Below are 15789 nucleotides of genomic sequence, written 5' to 3'. Positions count from 1 at the left end.
TGAGTTATCAAGGGATAAGTATGAACGGTCGGTGAATGAAGGCAAGGGAGCATGCATTGTAGAAAAAAAGATAGGGCAGATATAAAAGTGTAGTGACACCATAAAGTTAGACAAGGAGCTGTCGTATGGGCAGCTCCTTTTTGTGTTCAAATGATCTCCATGTTTAGCTAATACCGTTCACTTTTCAATTGTACTATCGATGACAACTTTTATTTTGATGTCAGAATATTGCTCTTTCCACTTTTGTTCGCTCCATTTTCTTGAATGGGCTCTAACGTAATTGCCAAGACCGAGCGGGTCTATTTGCAATTTTTGAAACTTTTTCACTAAAGCTTCACTTTCTTTAACAAGTTGATTTGTCATCGTTTTGTCCATTTCTGCAGGAGTCATATCGAGTGGTTCGGCTTCATTTGATTCCATAAGTTTGCCTGTCATTCGGATATACAGTGTCATTTCTTTGCTTGCCTCAGAGTAATGATGCCGCAATTTTGTTTTTAAGTTGCGGATGGAAATTTCATCGTGATCCTTTAGTCTTACTTTAAAATAACTTGTTTCGGTACGTTTCTGTTTCATCCAGCTAAAAGGATAGGTTTCGTCCAAAGACATCTTTCCGACATAAGCAGCGTCCCTTAATAATGCAATTCCGGTTAAAGCCACTCGTTCGTCAACGATGTCAATGATGGGCATGATGGGATCGATTCCTTCCCCCTTCAGTTCATAAATAAATTGGTGAAGATTCATGCGCGGCAATCCAAACGTCCGAGTGTTGTTTTCAATCACTTGGTAGAGATAACGTCCGAGCGGCTGGTTCGTATGCGGGAACTGCGTACTGAAGATTCGATCGGCAGCACCTGTCGTCATCGCTAAAGTTATTCTGCCACTTAACAGAGGATCTTGTGATAATATTTCAGTAAAATCTTGAATACCTAATTGGATAATGGGTTTGCTAAAGAGAAGTATATTGAATTTACTAGTTGAAATATATTGGTCGCTAGTATGGTTCATATTCATTAATACACTTTTTAAGTTATCCCCTTTTCCTTTGTAAAATTGACTTACAATTTTATGATCGCTGTGGAAGGTAGGAACACTTATCGTAATTCGGTACAAATTGCTGCTATGATCACTGTGCGAGTCGTCGGTCGGCACTTTTTCTTCCAAATCTACAGCAGTTCCTAACGCAATATAAATATCTTCTACGATTTCTTTCCTCACTGTGCAGCCAGTCAATAAGCAGCCCATCAAAATAAAAATGATCCATCTCATGACTTTACAGCTCCTTTGAATTTCGATATAAGGAAGAGAATAGGAACGTAAAGAAATATAAGCGCAAATCCGAAATAACTGGCGATCCGATAAAAAACCATAACTTTTTCCGTATCTTTAAATGCCAAGCTGCACACAAGGATCAAAACAAGTGCAAGAGGAAGCGTCTTTCTTTTAGAAAAATGAAATTGTAGTTTAGTGGATTGAATGGCCATCCAAGCATATAAGGATAGCAGCGGAACGAGCCGAAATAACTGAAAAGAAGCACCAATAAATTCTACACGTTCCATAAAGGGCAGTTCAACAAATTTAAACAATGTTAAGATCGGCCATTGCTCTTCTTTTAATTGTTCTAGACTATAAAACATGATTGAAAAGATAAATGCCATTAAATAAATGACCATCGTAACGACATTTCCCCAGTGGGACCAAGTCTGAGCCTTTTTCCCATGTTTAATAAAGGGGTAAAAGATAAGTAGCGCTTCAATGCCAAGATAACTTGGCAACATGCTCCAAGAGGCTTCGAATAATTCAGTCATGTTATGTGACCAGACAGGAAGCAAATTTGAAGGATAATAATAAGGCATCAGATTAACGTAAATGACGATAAGAGCTATCGATAATTGGGCAAACAAAAAGAATCCGACAATAACACGGAATCCCCCCGATACAATATAATAGGCTAATAGCAATAAGAGAAAGATGAGTATGCTTATTTTCAGGTCTGGAAAAATCCAAATCTTTATGATTTCCGCATATAACCGTACGCTAAGGGCACCTACGAACAAAAAATTTATAATTAAAACAGAGTTGAAAATACCCCCTATTATGCTGCCGAACATCCGCTTGTTGATGGTTATAAGGTCGGTTTGTTCACGATTTAACAAAGCATACATAAACCAAATGCCAATATGCATGACGAGAGCTGCGATAATAATAGCGATCCAACCATCTTGACCGGCAATGATAGCAATTCTTCGCTGGAAAGTTAAATAATCGAGTCCTGCTTGCGCTCCAAAAGCTAAATAAAAAACAGATGAAGGCGGTATGGTCAAATGTTCTGGAACTTTGTACGCCGTCTTCATCATGATGCAACTCCTTTATTCATCAATATCCTGCAATGGCTTTAACTTTCTTTTTTTGCTTTTGAAAAGTGGTCGATTAAGCGTTTGTCTGTTTTTGAAGTCGTTTAAAGGTGCCCTAATGATTGAATCCATCCAATCCTGCGGACGAAGAGGATAAAATGGCTGTAGAAATGGCGTGCCAAGTGACTTTAAACGCAATAAATGAGTGAGCAAAAAACAAGCACAAATTAAAATGCCTACAAGACCGAGCATAGAAGCAGCGAATATAAACGGGTATCGCAATACACGAATCGTATTGCTCATATGAAAAATTGGAACGGTAAACGATGATAAAGCTGACAGAGCAACTAAAATTAGCAAAATATTGCTCGTAAGAGCAGCTTGTACTGCCGCTGTCCCAAGGACAATCCCGCCTACAATGCCGATCGTTTGTCCAATTTTGGATGGCAACCTCGCACCAGCTTCACGCAATAACTCAATAGTTAACTCCATAAAAATCACTTCCATAAAAGGCGGAAAAGGCAGACTGATTCTAGATGAAATAATCGGATCTAACAATAGAGTAGGAATCAGCTGGTAATGATAAGTCAACACCGCAATGTACATCGGAGTAATTAAAATAGAAAACAAAATAGCTAAGATGCGCAAAATACGAAAAAATGACCCGATATGCCAAGGCAAGTAATAGTCCTCATAAGCAACAATAAATTGTCCAAGTGTTGCGGGGCCAGAAAAGGCTTGAGAAGAGCCGTCTGCAATAACAGCAATTCCTCCCGCCGATAGCACATGTACTAAACGATCCGGACGCTCTGTTTCAATAAATTGAGGAAATAACGAATATTTATTGTCTTCCATTAGTTGAGTCATGCTTGTACTGTCTGTAATGACATCGGTATTAAGGCTAGTTATCCGTTTCACCATATGAGCAATATTGATGGGGTTTGCGATATTTTCTATGTACATCACAACACATCGCGTTTGCGTAACATTGCCGATTATATACTCTTCAACCCTTAATTGAGTTAGAGGAAGCCGTCTACGAATAAGCATAATATTTGTATCCAATGATTCGATGAAAGATTCTTTTGGCCCAATAACGCTGAATTCAATTTGGGGAGCTTCTATCGAACGAGATTCGGTTTGAATAACTTGAAGCGCAATACAAGCATCTTCTGTTGGGTTAAAAAGCATGATATAACCCATTAGAAGTTTTTTTGTCATTTCCTCATAATCAGTCAGAATGGTTCGGTCAGAGAAAGGAAGCTCCTCATAAATTTTTTGGATAGATGTATTTGTTAATCCATGAACAGTAGGCAAAATATATTGGTTTAGGCTGTTGCTATTAACTAACGTTTTGTAATAACAAATATAAAAGGTGAAAGAAGGAGTAGGATATACAAAGTGAAGGAAATCAGATGATTTGCCATGTAATTTAACAGCTTGGTCATATCGTTTATTCACATTGGATGCTCCTTTCATTTCCCGATTCATAGTTTGTCCGTACAAGCCGTAAATATGTACCAAATATCGCCGTGTGAATGAGGTTCCTTTTTACCGGGACAGACCATAAAGTGTTTGGTTTATTCGATGTTGTTGACGACGAGATATGCTCATGCTACTATTCGGTTAATCAATCAGCTCTTTAGTTAAATGATCAAAAAGGAGCAACCAAAAAAGTTGATTTGGAGACGTATAGCATAGCAGCGAACTTATAAAACATATTTTTAGAGCAGTTAAAAAGTGAGGTGCACGTTAAGTTGCAATCTAAAATAGTTATCCTTGGTGAATACGGGAGCGAGTTACCGAGCGGTAAGTACAACAACATGACTAATTCTGGAGAAGCAATGGACAGCATTCAATATTTATCACAGTTTGATTTGCTTCAAGCATTAGATAGGAATGATTTAATTGAGATGGACGAACTGACTTCAATTACAATTGTTCCTAAACAAACGTTTATTCAAAGACCAGAAACGTTTAGTGAGCGGTTATTTTTTGTGAAAAAAGGGAAGGTTCGCTTATATAAATTAAGTGCAGAAGGTAAACAGTTTACGTCGGACATACTAGGCGAAGGCAATGTGTTTGGCGAACTTGGAACGATATCATTTGGAACGAGAGCGCATTATATAGAAACGATGGAAGAAAGCCATATTTGTTTTATTGATAACATTAGATTCGAGGAGTTTATTAGCTATAGGCCACGATTTCTGATGTCGCTATTGCGTATTTTAAGCAGCCGTATTAAAAGTATGAGCCAACTAACACAAAATTTAGCTGTCGGAAGTCTACATGATAAATTGATATTTGTTCTATTGAAGTTATTCGACGAACATGGGATTAAGAGTGACGATAACTATGCACTAATCGATATTCCATTATCTCATCAAGAAATTGCTAGTCTGATAGGAGCAAGCAGGGAAGCTGTTACTGTTGCATTGCAGGAGCTTGTAAAAGAAGGTGTAATACATACAGGTTTCAAAACGATTCATATAAATCGCGAGAAAATATTAGCCAGGTGTATAAAATAGAAAATCAAAGACTTCCTTTCAGAAACCGAGTTGTGAATGAGATTACATCTTTTTTCCTTAGTGATACTTATAATGGGGATGAAAAAGTAGTCATCATATCTTTCAAATCGGATAAGAGAGGAAGTTTTTTTATGCATAATGAAGGTAAACCTCTGATCAGTAATGAAATTTTAAATAGAAAAGGTGCCCGAAAGATAAGCGATATTCCCCTTGAGGTTATTGCATTGTTACTGAGAGGACAATTACAAACCGTTAATTTAACGGAATGGCTGGCTGTAGACCATACTGTACTTTTGCAAAATGTGATGGATGAGCTGGGGGTAGTGAGAGAGTCTGAAGCAATTATACAAAGGGTAACACATATGTCGGAAAAGAAAGTGATGAAAATAATTCCGGCAATTGCTCATGAGTGGTTAGTGCACTTAGAAGATATGACTGAACCCGATCGTTTGCAGCATTATGCTTTTTTGGCTAAGCACCATTCAGACAGTGTTCGCTGTTGGGCTGCTTATATGATAGGACTTAATGTGCAATTGAGTTTAAATGAAAAATTAGTAGGTATTCGCCCATTTGCGGCTGACTCTCACTTTGGTGTACGTGAAATTGCTTGGATGGCGATGCGGGAGGCAACGATTAATCAGCTAAATGAGTCTGTTCATTATTTAGTAGATTGGGCTCGTGATGAAGATGCGAACATTAGAAGGTTTGCTATTGAGTTGACACGTCCGCACGGTGTATGGGCTAAACATATTACAGCCTTAAAAGAAGATCCGAGCATTGCATTGCCGCTTCTTGAACTTGTTAAGTCTGATTCAAGCAAATATGTACAGGATTCAGTAAGCAATTGGCTAAATGATGCAAGTAAAACAAATCCCAGCTGGGTAATGGACATCTGTAATCAGTGGGCGAAGGGTTCGGATACAAAAGAAACTAAACGAATTGTGATTCGAGCGATGAGAAGTATCGTAAATAAAAAATAGTGCCTAGTAAATAAATACAATTTAATCTTTGAAAATGAAAATGGTTATTACTATAATAGAAGAGATAAAAGCAGCAATCGGACATGGAAGGTGAACGAAGTGACATTACTAGAACAGCTGCCGCTATGGAATCATGCTTCGATAAGGGTGCTTGATGTTCGGCGGTCTTTCGTCCAACAGGGTGAAAGCATACAAAATTTCCGTTTACCAGCAAGCGCATTTTTAATCGCAACTTATGGTGGAGCACAGGTTCGAATCGATGGAAATGAACATGTTATAGATCGTGTTTATGTATGTCATGCTGGTAAGGGCGCTTCTCTAGATATCTTCCAAGTCGTAGAGAGACTCGACTATTATTTAATATTCTACAAAGCAATGATGGCATTGCCATGTCGGAAAGAACTGCTAACCATGTATCAGAATAACAATCCCTTTCAAGTGCAATATGGATTTGCCCCCTTTAATCCGCTTAATATCCAATCGAGAATTGAACACATGAACCGGCAATGGCAGTTGGATGCTCAATTAGAGAAGTTTCATGTGAGAGCACTATTTCATCAGTTTGTGTATGAGTTGTTTCAGCAATTCAATGGATGCACGGGAGCATCTACAAATCAGCCGGACTACGTAAGTCAAACGATTCGTTACATGAAGGAACATTATGGGGACGCCATCAGTCTTGATGATCTGGCAAGTGTACTTCATTGCACGCCAAGACAATTACAGCGCTTATTTAAGGAAAAGCTAGGCATTAGTCCGTTGGAGTACTTAATTCAAGTTCGAATGGGTCATGCGCAATCTATGCTAGTGAACACGAACGCCACACTTAAAGTGATAGCGGAATCTGTTGGTTATGCAGACCATTATTATTTCAGCCGTGCATTCAAAAAGTTTGTTGGCGTTTCACCAATTCATTATCGGTACAATTGTCGTTTAAATCCATCCTATTTGTCGCAGAATTCCATTGGCTCGAACGATATTCTTTCGTATAGTGTTGAAGATGATAATCATTATCGAAAATACGGCGAAGGAGTTCGAAACATGAATCGAAGTACGAAACCAATGTTAGCAATTAGTTTGATGTTAAGTTTGATATTATTGTTGGGTGCATGTACCACTGGTGGTGGTACAGGGAACAATGGTAGAGATGCCAATCAAACAACTCAGTCCTCTACAGTATCACCAAGTGCCCAGCCAGTAGAGGCAACGCAACAATCCTACCCAGTAGTTATTAAACATATGAAGGGTGAATATACGTTGGAACAACGCCCAGAGAAGATTGCTGTGCTCGATACTCAGTTTGTTGATCAACTGGTAGCATTAAATGAGCAGCCAGCAGGGAGTGTTACAGCAGCTGGGGATACGTCGGATTTCCCGAATTATTTAATGGATAAGTTAACAGATGTAAAAGTGCTTGGAACGAAGGATGAACCAAATCTAGAAGCTATTTTAGGCATGGCTCCTGACTTTATTATTTGTACTGAATTTCAAGAAGAAATATATGAGAGCTTAACTAAGATCGCTCCGACCATTATGCTGAATCGGAATGAGGATTGGAAAGATACGCTAGTTACTTTTGGGAAAATTGTAGGCAAAGAGCAGGAAGCAGCATCCGTTTTGGAAGCGTACCAGGAGAAGGTTGATAAGTTGAAGGCTGATTTGGTCCTCAAGCTGAATGGGCAGAGCGTTGCATTAATTCGCCCAAGAGATGATGGGATTCGAGTACATACACCTAGTCATCGCACAGCAGCAATTTTGTATAATGATTTGGGATTAACGGCTCCGGAACAAGTAAAGGTTGAGAAGGATACTGCGTATCATATCTCTTTGGAGGCCATGTCAGATGTTGGTGCTGACCATTACTTCCTGCTCAAGGATGATATGTTCAAATCATTGGCAGAAGAGTTCCAAAGCACTGAAGTTTGGAAGTCTATTGATGCAGTTAAGAATAATAGAGTTTACGAAGTAGATACAACGTTATGGATTGCCTACTATGGTCCAATTGCCATTAATATGGTGGTTGATCAGATTACAGAAGCGTTCATAGGTACTCCATAATATGTCCAATTTACTGACGAGTGTAGAGTTGGAATATTTAAAGACTCGATTCAGTATTTTTCCTGATGATGAACCGTATGTTTCAGAGCAATCCTTGTTAGCGAGCCATTTACTTGATTGGGTGAAATGTGAAACTTATCTAGATGAGCTATCACGAAATATAAGTTCTCCGTCAAGGAGAGTTACGGCATCGATGCTAGGAAAAAGGTATGCTTTTCTAACGGTTGCACCTGTCCTTTATTCGATGACAGTCTACAACAAAGGATTGATATTATCTTTAGAGAGTTGTCGACTGGAACCGCCTGATGGTGGTGCAGGCAATGTGAGCGGCTCTAAGTTTCCCGAACTTCACCTTAGTGAATATGCGGTTACGGAACCAAAAGCAGGGGCGAGGCAGAAGTGGCGGGAAGACGTAGTCCGTTCTATATTTGCAGATCATCTGACTAAAGTATTTCGTTCTTTATCTCAGGTTGGCGGGGTACCGATGGCGATTCTATGGGAAAATGCGTTTGTACGAATCATTCGGGTTTACGAAGAAGAGTCGGATAGGGAAGAAGATTTAGCAGCAAAAGTGCTTATTCATGAGGACTTTGATTATATTGTACGGATAGCAGAAGCGGGCATGTTTGGGGAACGGCGGAATCCCCTTACTCAGTTTGTGAGTATGATGAATAATACAACTATTTGTGATACTACAAATAAATTACGTAAAACATGCTGCTTGTATTACGAAATCTCTTCCGAATATTGTTTAGCCTGCCCGAAACCTGCTCACTTACGGAGTTAAATGAGTCGATAGATCGAGATCGTGGAACAATTGCAAAAATCGGAAATCTTTCCTTTAGGGGAAAGGTTTTTTTGCTTTATATAATAGAATAAATTAAGATACATAGAGAGTAATTCACTAAAGATGTACACCTATGAATCGATAGATTGATCCACTGTGGCAGAACGGTTATTGGATTTAAAAATGAAATTATTTCCTTACATAGATTGGAGTTTAAATATGAGCTATCGCAACTTGGAAGAATGCGTTATCGATTTAGAAAAACATGGTCATTTGGTTCGGATACATGAAGAAGTAGATCCCAATCTTGAAATGGCAGCTATTCATATGAAAGTATATGCGGCAGAAGGTCCAGCGTTATTATTTGAAAATGTGAAGGGTTCGAAGTATCGTGCCTTATCTAACCTTTTTGGTACACTTGAGCGCAGCAAGTTTATATTCCGTGATACGCTTGAGTCAACCCAAGATGTTATCGCACTTCGCAACGATCCGATAAAGGCGATCAAAAGCCCCTTCAAACATGTTAGTACAGGACTAGCTGCCAAAAAAGCATTGCCTATCAAATCATCTAGCGGTTTACCTTCGGGATTTCAGGAAATCCAAATTTCTGATCTTCCATTAATAAAAAGTTGGCCGATGGATGGTGGCGCATTTGTCACTTTACCTCAAGTGTATTCCGAGGATCTAGATAAGCCGGGTATTATGAACGCCAATTTAGGGATGTACCGTGTTCAGCTCGATGGCAATGATTATGAGTTGAACAAAGAAGTGGGCATTCATTATCAAATTCACCGCGGTATTGGCGTGCATCAGGACAAGGCGAACAAACTAGGGAAACCTCTCAAAGTTAGTATATTTATTGGTGGTCCTCCTTCACACACATTGTCAGCGGTAATGCCCCTTCCTGAAGGGATGAGTGAGTTGACCTTTGCAGGGCTGCTTGCAGGGCGCCATTTCCGATACAGCTATGTTGAAGGACATTGCATTAGCAATGATGCGGACTTTGTTATTACAGGCGAAATCCACCCTAGTGAAACGAAACCGGAAGGTCCTTTCGGCGATCATCTGGGTTATTATAGCCTTACCCATCCGTTTCCTGTCATGAGAGTGCATAAAGTATATGCCAAACAACAAGCTATCTTCCCATTTACCGTCGTTGGTCGTCCACCGCAAGAGGATACATCTTTCGGAGAGCTTATCCATGAGCTGACTGGAGGAGCAATTAAGCAAGAGATTCCAGGGTTAAAAGAGGTTCATGCAGTCGATGCAGCAGGCGTCCACCCATTGCTCTTTGCAATTGGCAGTGAGCGATACACACCTTATCAAGAGGTGAAGCAACCTGCTGAGATTTTGACCCTTGCTAATCGGATACTCGGAACAGGTCAACTAAGCTTAGCCAAATATTTGTTTATTGCAGCCGATGAGAAGGACAGATTAAGTACGCATCATATTGAGGAATTTTTAACATATATGCTGGAGCGGATTGATCTTCATCGCGATATTCATTTTCAAACCAATACAACGATTGATACGTTAGATTACTCAGGAACCGGACTTAATACTGGGAGTAAGGTTGTATTTGCAGCTGTAGGGCAGAAGAAGCGGGAGCTGTGTAAGGAAGTACCGAATGGACTAAAAGGAATAAAGGGATATGAAGCGGTCAAACTGATCATGCCAGGGATTGTGGCGATTCAAGGACCTGCTTTTGTAAGTTACACGGCAGTACAAGAGGAAATAAATGAACTCAGTAACGCAATTAGTGAGCGCGGTGCGATTCCGTCATGTCCGATGATCATTTTGTGTGATGACAGCGAATTTATGAGTGCGACAGTTAATAACTTTTTATGGGCCGCGTTCACACGCAGCAACCCGTCTCATGATATTCACGGCGTGAATGGTTATTATGCGCATAAGCATTGGGGATGTGATAATCTCATAATCGATGCACGCACCAAGCCGCATCAAGCACCCCCATTAGTAGCTGATCCAACTGTCGAACAAAATATAAAACGAGTATTTGTAAATGGTGCTAGTTTAAGTGGAGTTAAAATCAAGTAGAACAATTAAAACTTTAATAGAACATGAATCTTTAAAAATAGGGTGTGCCGTCCAAGTGATGGCATACCCTATTGATTTGTGAACCAGCTTTGATTCGGATAGCTTAATTTAGTTGATAATGAGTTGAGGACATATGTCCTTTCCTGCAACTCGTAATTATCGTTTAATGGAATGAGCGTTAAAGACAAGGGGGAACAACGAATGAAGGGTGTTATCTATGCATGTCTAGGAGGGGTGTTCCTGACTTTGCAAGGAGCTGCTAATGCAGCCATTGGTGATAGGATTGGTACGTGGCAGGCAGCTACGCTTACGCAAGGAACTGGATTTATAGCAGCTCTACTTATTATGTTAATGTTTCGCGATCAATCTTGGAGAAATCTCAATCAAGTGAAGCCAGTGTATCACTTTGGTGGAGCATTTGCGGCTTTTATTCTGTTCAGCAATATTAAGGCATTTCACATGAACGGTGCTGCTTTGACGATTTCGGCTATATTAATTGCCCAAATGGTCGTAACTATAATGTTAGAGAAAAGTGGCTGGTTCGGAACTGCGCAAGTACGTATAAAACCTGTGCAATGGACTGGTTTAGGCTTAATGGTTATTGGTATCCTTTGTTTAACACTATAAGGAATGCTATAGCCGCTTTCGGAGGGATTGGCGGATATGAAAGAAATGAAGGACAATGAGAAAATAAATCAATATATCAAAGAGTATAAACTAGAAAATGTATTCCCAGAATCGTTAAGAGAACATTTGATCATACACCGTTTTGAGCCTAATGAGGCACTCTGTCTACAAGGCGAAGAACCACATTACTTATACATGCTGGTGAAAGGGAAAGTAAAGGTTTATACAACCTCATTGGAAGGTAAAACATTGCTGTTAAGCTTTAATACGCCATTCGGATTCATTGGAGAAATCGAATGTGTAAGAGGCGGGGAAAATCTTAATACGGTAACTGCGGTTACGCAAGTAGAAACAGTTGCATTTCATAAGCGTTGGCTAAGCCAGTATGGAGAGGAAGCGCCGTTTCTTCGTTTTTTGCTCGATATGGTGACCCAAAAGTTTTATCTGAAGTCGTTGTCTCTCAGTTTCAATCTTATGCATCCCGTAGAAGTTAGGCTAGCGAGTTATTTACTTTCTGTATCAACTGAAGAAGAGTTGGAATCACATTCACACGTAAGCATAGAGAGTTTAAAGGATGTTGCTAATCTCATCGGCACGAGTTACCGGCATTTGAACCGAGTTCTGCGAGGCTTTTGTTCTACAGGATTGGTGGAACGGAGTAGAGGACTGCTTATTGTGAGAGATTGGAAAGGTTTGTCCGATGTGGCTGGCCGTAATATTTATGAAATAGGAATTAGGAGAGAACTAAACTATGATAGTAGGCATCATGATGGCTTTGGCAGCAGGTTCGTTGATTAGTGTTCAAACGATGTTTAATAACAAAGTGAACGAAGCAGTAAGCTCTCAGGTGACAACGACTTTAGTGCTAGGTATGGGGATGTTAGCGTCGTTTGCTATGGGAATGCTCATTGAAGGGACAAGTTTTTTATCTTTAGACTCCATGCCAACTTGGTATTGGTTTAGTGGATTGCTTGGGGTAGGCGTTGTCATTTGTGTCGTAAATGGAGTGAAGCTACTAGGAGCCAGTTATGCAATATCTATCGTAATGGCTTCGCAGCTCATTTGTGCATTATGGTGGGACTCCGCGGGTTGGTTTGGACTTGAGATCGTTCCTTTTACGTTCCAAAAAGCAGTAGGTATAACCGTTTTAATCGTGGGTCTATTATTGTTTAAGAAAAAGTAGCTACTACTGCCATATAGCGTAGAGTACTTGCTAGGAACTGTTTGCTTTCCCCATTGATAAAGATTTACGAAAAAACCACGTCTTTCGGACGTGGTTTTTGTTGCGGTATAACCTAGACTAAAGTCTGGCATCTGTCGAGACTAAAGTAGGTTTTCGATTATTTATGAGCGCTGTATGCTGAATGGAACTCGATTAGACTGATAAATTAGTTGTTACGGAAATCAGAGTCTAGGTGGTATTTCTCTTCATAAATGCGAATAACCTCATCGTACAATGGTCCCGATCGGACTAGGGTATCGCTCTTAATGATTCGATATAACCGCAGGAAACGATCCCTTGGAAGCAGGCGTGAATAACGAATTAATAAGTAGGGATATAAAGTGAGATAACGTTTCTTGCGCACAGCAGCACCTGCAACGCTGGTTAGGATGGCTTCACCATCAGGTAGTTTTAATATTTGTGCTTCATATTGAAGTACATAACGGAATGTATTTTCTTTTAGCAGATCGCGCCTAATTTTGGCAAGCTCTCCGATATAGGCAACAAGATCAACGTTGAATTTTTCCATTAACAGTGGCTCTAACATCAAATCCATATCTTTACGCAGACGGAAAGTTTGCAGGAGCATAATTTGTTCCAAGCGTAGCTGATCTGTTTGCACAAGTGCCCCAATTTCTCGTAACATCACATAAGTTAAAGGTTTGTTACCTTGTTGGAATACTGTGAAGGCAGCTTGATGATCTCGCACTAGGCCAGAAATGAGTGTATTTGCATATTGTTGAAACATTTTCTGTAGCTGTACTCGTCTAAGTGCAGGGGTGGATCTAACCTGCAACGTCCATAATAGTGATAGGAATGCAATGCCGCATGCTAAGAGTAGTCCTATCTCTAAAGGAGAAGTACTAAAGGGAATTCCAATTCCAATGAGCAGAAGAAGGAGAAGTCTCGTTTTCCATAGTTTTTTTTGTACGGTGACAGCGGCTCGCTTCTCGACTGGTTGAAGTGTAGATTTACCGCAATGTGTACAAACCGTATCACCTAACACGGTAAAATGATCACACTTTCGGCATACTTCAAGTTTTTGATAGGGATAACGTGCAGGTGTATAAGGCTGTAAAGTTACGGCTATCTTTTTCATCATTATAGATCACTCTGCCCGCGTTTTAATATGGACAATACAAGCTTGCTTATTTGTTCCTCCGAAGGAGCGCGTTTCCTTAATGAACGGTACTGTATAGCTTTTATAACAACGATAAAAACGATGAGTCCTATAACAATATATGTAACCATTTTAGTGCCTCCCTAATATGACAAAAGAAGTGATTTCTGGAATTCGATCGAGTATACTTGTTGATAGTATATCATCATAGTGGCAAGCATGACTAACAATGACTTTTGAACTAATTACGTCAATTAGCAATATGACCGAGGAGGACTATCGTGATTTCACTTAAAAAATATGTACATTATTCTATCATACTAGCACTTGTTGTTTTAATGAGTTTCAGCAGTGTGACGACTATAGCAGCAGCTGGAGGAGCATCCAAAATTGATGCTGTCCTAGTTCTTGATGTAAGTCATTCTATGGATAACAGTGATCGTGACAAGATTGGTAATGAAGCTATGAAAATGTTTATCGATATGTTGTCTGAGAAGGGAGATCGTGTTGGCGTCGTCGCTTATACCGATCAAATTCAACGTGAAAAAGCGCTGCTAGAAATTCGTTCCGCAGAGGATAAAGAAAATTTAAAATCATTTATTGATCAAATAGATAGAGGTTCGTATACGGACGTTTCTGTTGGTGTGAAGGAAGCTGTGAAAATATTAGAGGATGGGGCAGCTCCCAATCGTGAGCCAATCATTATTCTATTAGCGGATGGGAACAACTCGCTTGATCCGAAGTCCGGACGGACAGAAGCTGAATCGAATGCAGATATGGATAAAGCGGTGAAAGGGGCAAAAGACAGCGGTATTCCGATATACACAATCGGTCTTAACGCTGACGGTAAGCTTAACAAAGCTGCACTTGCTGATCTCTCCAAAAAGACAGCTGGTAAATCGTTTGTAACGGATTCAGCAGATGATTTACCACAAATTTTAAGTGAAATATTTGCTAGTCATTTGGAACTGAATATTGTTCCAGTCAACTCGTTTACCGCTAATGGATCTTATCAAGACGTAAAAATAACTGTTCCTAACAGCAATGTGCTGGAAGCTAATATTTCGATTATGTCAGCAAAGCCAGTTGATGCGCAGCTCGTTGATCCGAGTGGCAACACCGTTGCTATTCCATCGAAGAATGCTTTGTTATCCAAGTCGAAGAGCTATTCTTTAATTAAGCTGATGCAGCCAATCGAAGGAGATTGGACGCTCAAGGTCAAAGGTGTTGCAAAGGATAAGATCGATGTCAACTTGATATTTAATTATGATTTGACATTAGAGCTTTCACCACTTCAATCAACAACTTTCTCCAAAGGTGACAAGGTTGAAATTAACGCATTTTTGGCGAGTGGCGGCAAACCGCTGAGCGATGTATCGCAATACAGCAACATGCAGGCTGTAATGTACGTTAAAGATTTAACGACTGGAAAAACAGAACAAATAGAAATGAAGACGACGGACGATTATTTCCAAGGGGAATACAAAATTGCTAACAGCAATGATTATGAAATTAAAGTGAGAGCAGAGGAGCAAAGCTTCTTCCGCGAGAGCGCTGCACTTAACATTTCTGCGAAGACTGGAGCAGCTAAGCCGACTAACCAGCCTGACAAAACAGCGGAGGATAAGCCGTTTCCAACATTAATTGTGGTCATCGGAGCAATTGTTGCTATTGTCGTTCTTGCTGCTGGGTATTGGTTATGGCGGATACTTAAGGAGAAAAGTCGTGGTTTCGTTGGACAATTGATTATTGAAATTCGAGATGAAAATACAGGGGATAAATCTTCGCCCCAATATAAGAAGCTACACCACTTTAAAGGTAAATTTCAGCTGCATCAGTTGCTGCAACTTGCTCCTGAGCTTAAGGAAACAGAAAAAATTATTTTTAAGCCAGCTAACAATGATCGCGTGCTGTTAGTGAATGACTCCATATGTAAGGTAGAAAAGTTCGGAAGAGCGATAGTTGCAGGGCGTGACCTGGAGCTTCAGAGCGGTGATCGAATTACGGTTACACTTACACAAGTAGACAAAACGATCTATATCGAATATCTCGTATAAC

At 39.9% G+C, this 15789-nt stretch carries 14 protein-coding genes; 9 read left to right on the top strand and 5 right to left on the bottom strand.

Annotation, left to right across the window (positions count from 1 at the left end):
- Positions 1 to 177: 177 nt before the first annotated feature.
- From MFF31_RS22390 to MFF31_RS22380, 3 genes are read right to left on the bottom strand one after another with little or no spacing between them, the layout of a single operon-like run.
- Complete coding sequence (locus tag MFF31_RS22390) at positions 178 to 1266, bottom strand: Ger(x)C family spore germination protein (protein WP_238191185.1); 1089 nt, start codon at positions 1264 to 1266, stop codon at positions 178 to 180.
- A complete protein-coding gene (locus tag MFF31_RS22385; RefSeq protein ID WP_238191183.1) occupies positions 1263 to 2354 on the bottom strand; it encodes a GerAB/ArcD/ProY family transporter in 1092 nt (363 codons plus the stop codon). Before MFF31_RS22385 ends, MFF31_RS22390 begins: the two co-directional genes overlap by 4 nt.
- A gap of 12 nt (positions 2355 to 2366) precedes the next feature.
- Positions 2367 to 3812, bottom strand: coding sequence for a spore germination protein (locus tag MFF31_RS22380; RefSeq protein WP_238191181.1), 1446 nt, complete (start codon positions 3810 to 3812; stop codon positions 2367 to 2369).
- A gap of 383 nt (positions 3813 to 4195) precedes the next feature.
- Here MFF31_RS22380 and MFF31_RS22375 point away from each other — a divergent pair, with 383 nt between their 5' ends.
- From MFF31_RS22375 to MFF31_RS22340, 8 genes are all read left to right on the top strand, one after another.
- Complete coding sequence (locus tag MFF31_RS22375; RefSeq protein WP_238192203.1) at positions 4196 to 4879, top strand: Crp/Fnr family transcriptional regulator; 684 nt, start codon at positions 4196 to 4198, stop codon at positions 4877 to 4879.
- A 167-nt stretch (positions 4880 to 5046) separates the two neighbouring features.
- Positions 5047 to 5859, top strand: coding sequence for a DNA alkylation repair protein (locus tag MFF31_RS22370; protein ID WP_248565574.1), 813 nt, complete (start codon positions 5047 to 5049; stop codon positions 5857 to 5859).
- Between the two features lie 99 nt (positions 5860 to 5958).
- The gene (locus tag MFF31_RS22365) at positions 5959 to 7917 is read left to right on the top strand and encodes an AraC family transcriptional regulator (protein WP_238191177.1); all 1959 of its coding nucleotides are present in this window, start codon (positions 5959 to 5961) and stop codon (positions 7915 to 7917) included.
- 1 nt (position 7918) lies between these two features.
- Positions 7919 to 8704 (top strand): IucA/IucC family C-terminal-domain containing protein, encoded by a 786-nt coding sequence (locus MFF31_RS22360; protein WP_238191175.1) that lies wholly within the window; start codon positions 7919 to 7921, stop codon positions 8702 to 8704.
- A gap of 219 nt (positions 8705 to 8923) precedes the next feature.
- Positions 8924 to 10762 carry a UbiD family decarboxylase gene (locus MFF31_RS22355; RefSeq protein WP_238191174.1) on the top strand — a complete coding sequence of 613 codons (1839 nt, stop codon included), beginning with the start codon at positions 8924 to 8926 and terminating at the stop codon, positions 10760 to 10762.
- Positions 10763 to 10963: 201 nt separating this feature from the next.
- Positions 10964 to 11389, top strand: a complete 426-nt coding sequence (locus MFF31_RS22350) for a DMT family transporter (protein WP_238191172.1) — start codon at positions 10964 to 10966, stop codon at positions 11387 to 11389.
- A 36-nt stretch (positions 11390 to 11425) separates the two neighbouring features.
- Entirely contained in the window at positions 11426 to 12187 is a 762-nt protein-coding gene (locus MFF31_RS22345) for a Crp/Fnr family transcriptional regulator (protein ID WP_238191170.1), read from the top strand.
- On the top strand, positions 12141 to 12572 hold the full coding sequence (locus MFF31_RS22340; RefSeq protein WP_238191168.1) for a DMT family transporter: 432 nt from the start codon (positions 12141 to 12143) through the stop codon (positions 12570 to 12572). Before MFF31_RS22345 ends, MFF31_RS22340 begins: the two co-directional genes overlap by 47 nt.
- Before the next feature lie 205 nt (positions 12573 to 12777).
- Here the strand turns inward: MFF31_RS22340 and MFF31_RS22335 are convergent, their stop codons facing one another.
- Both MFF31_RS22335 and MFF31_RS22330 read right to left on the bottom strand, forming a co-directional pair.
- The gene (locus tag MFF31_RS22335; RefSeq protein ID WP_238191166.1) at positions 12778 to 13713 is read right to left on the bottom strand and encodes a hypothetical protein; all 936 of its coding nucleotides are present in this window, start codon (positions 13711 to 13713) and stop codon (positions 12778 to 12780) included.
- Positions 13713 to 13862: a hypothetical protein gene (locus MFF31_RS22330; RefSeq protein WP_238191163.1), complete on the bottom strand. Its 150-nt coding sequence runs from the start codon at positions 13860 to 13862 to the stop codon at positions 13713 to 13715. Before MFF31_RS22330 ends, MFF31_RS22335 begins: the two co-directional genes overlap by 1 nt.
- A gap of 207 nt (positions 13863 to 14069) precedes the next feature.
- Here MFF31_RS22330 and MFF31_RS22325 point away from each other — a divergent pair, with 207 nt between their 5' ends.
- Positions 14070 to 15788, top strand: a complete 1719-nt coding sequence (locus MFF31_RS22325) for a vWA domain-containing protein (RefSeq protein WP_238192201.1) — start codon at positions 14070 to 14072, stop codon at positions 15786 to 15788.
- Position 15789: the final 1 nt, after the last annotated feature.

Source organism: Paenibacillus sp. L3-i20 (genome assembly GCF_022180385.2).
Classification (GTDB): Bacteria; Bacillota; Bacilli; order Paenibacillales; family Paenibacillaceae; genus Pristimantibacillus.
The sequence above is the reverse complement of the archived record's forward strand: the minus strand, read 5'-3'. Positions and strand labels throughout refer to the sequence as shown.

Excerpts from the sequence above, each read along its gene's own strand:
- MFF31_RS22345 (WP_238191170.1), top strand. The coding sequence starts at position 11,426 with ATGAAAGAAATGAAGGACAATGAGAAAATAAATCAATATATCAAAGAG.
- MFF31_RS22360 (WP_238191175.1), top strand. The coding sequence starts at position 7,919 with ATGTCCAATTTACTGACGAGTGTAGAGTTGGAATATTTAAAGACTCGA.
- MFF31_RS22340 (WP_238191168.1), top strand. The coding sequence starts at position 12,141 with ATGATAGTAGGCATCATGATGGCTTTGGCAGCAGGTTCGTTGATTAGT.
- MFF31_RS22335 (WP_238191166.1), bottom strand. The coding sequence starts at position 13,713 with ATGATGAAAAAGATAGCCGTAACTTTACAGCCTTATACACCTGCACGT.
- MFF31_RS22375 (WP_238192203.1), top strand. The coding sequence starts at position 4,196 with ATGGACAGCATTCAATATTTATCACAGTTTGATTTGCTTCAAGCATTA.
- MFF31_RS22355 (WP_238191174.1), top strand. The coding sequence starts at position 8,924 with ATGAGCTATCGCAACTTGGAAGAATGCGTTATCGATTTAGAAAAACAT.
- MFF31_RS22325 (WP_238192201.1), top strand. The coding sequence starts at position 14,070 with ATGAGTTTCAGCAGTGTGACGACTATAGCAGCAGCTGGAGGAGCATCC.
- MFF31_RS22350 (WP_238191172.1), top strand. The coding sequence starts at position 10,964 with ATGAAGGGTGTTATCTATGCATGTCTAGGAGGGGTGTTCCTGACTTTG.
- MFF31_RS22330 (WP_238191163.1), bottom strand. The coding sequence starts at position 13,862 with ATGGTTACATATATTGTTATAGGACTCATCGTTTTTATCGTTGTTATA.
- MFF31_RS22385 (WP_238191183.1), bottom strand. The coding sequence starts at position 2,354 with ATGATGAAGACGGCGTACAAAGTTCCAGAACATTTGACCATACCGCCT.
- MFF31_RS22390 (WP_238191185.1), bottom strand. The coding sequence starts at position 1,266 with ATGAGATGGATCATTTTTATTTTGATGGGCTGCTTATTGACTGGCTGC.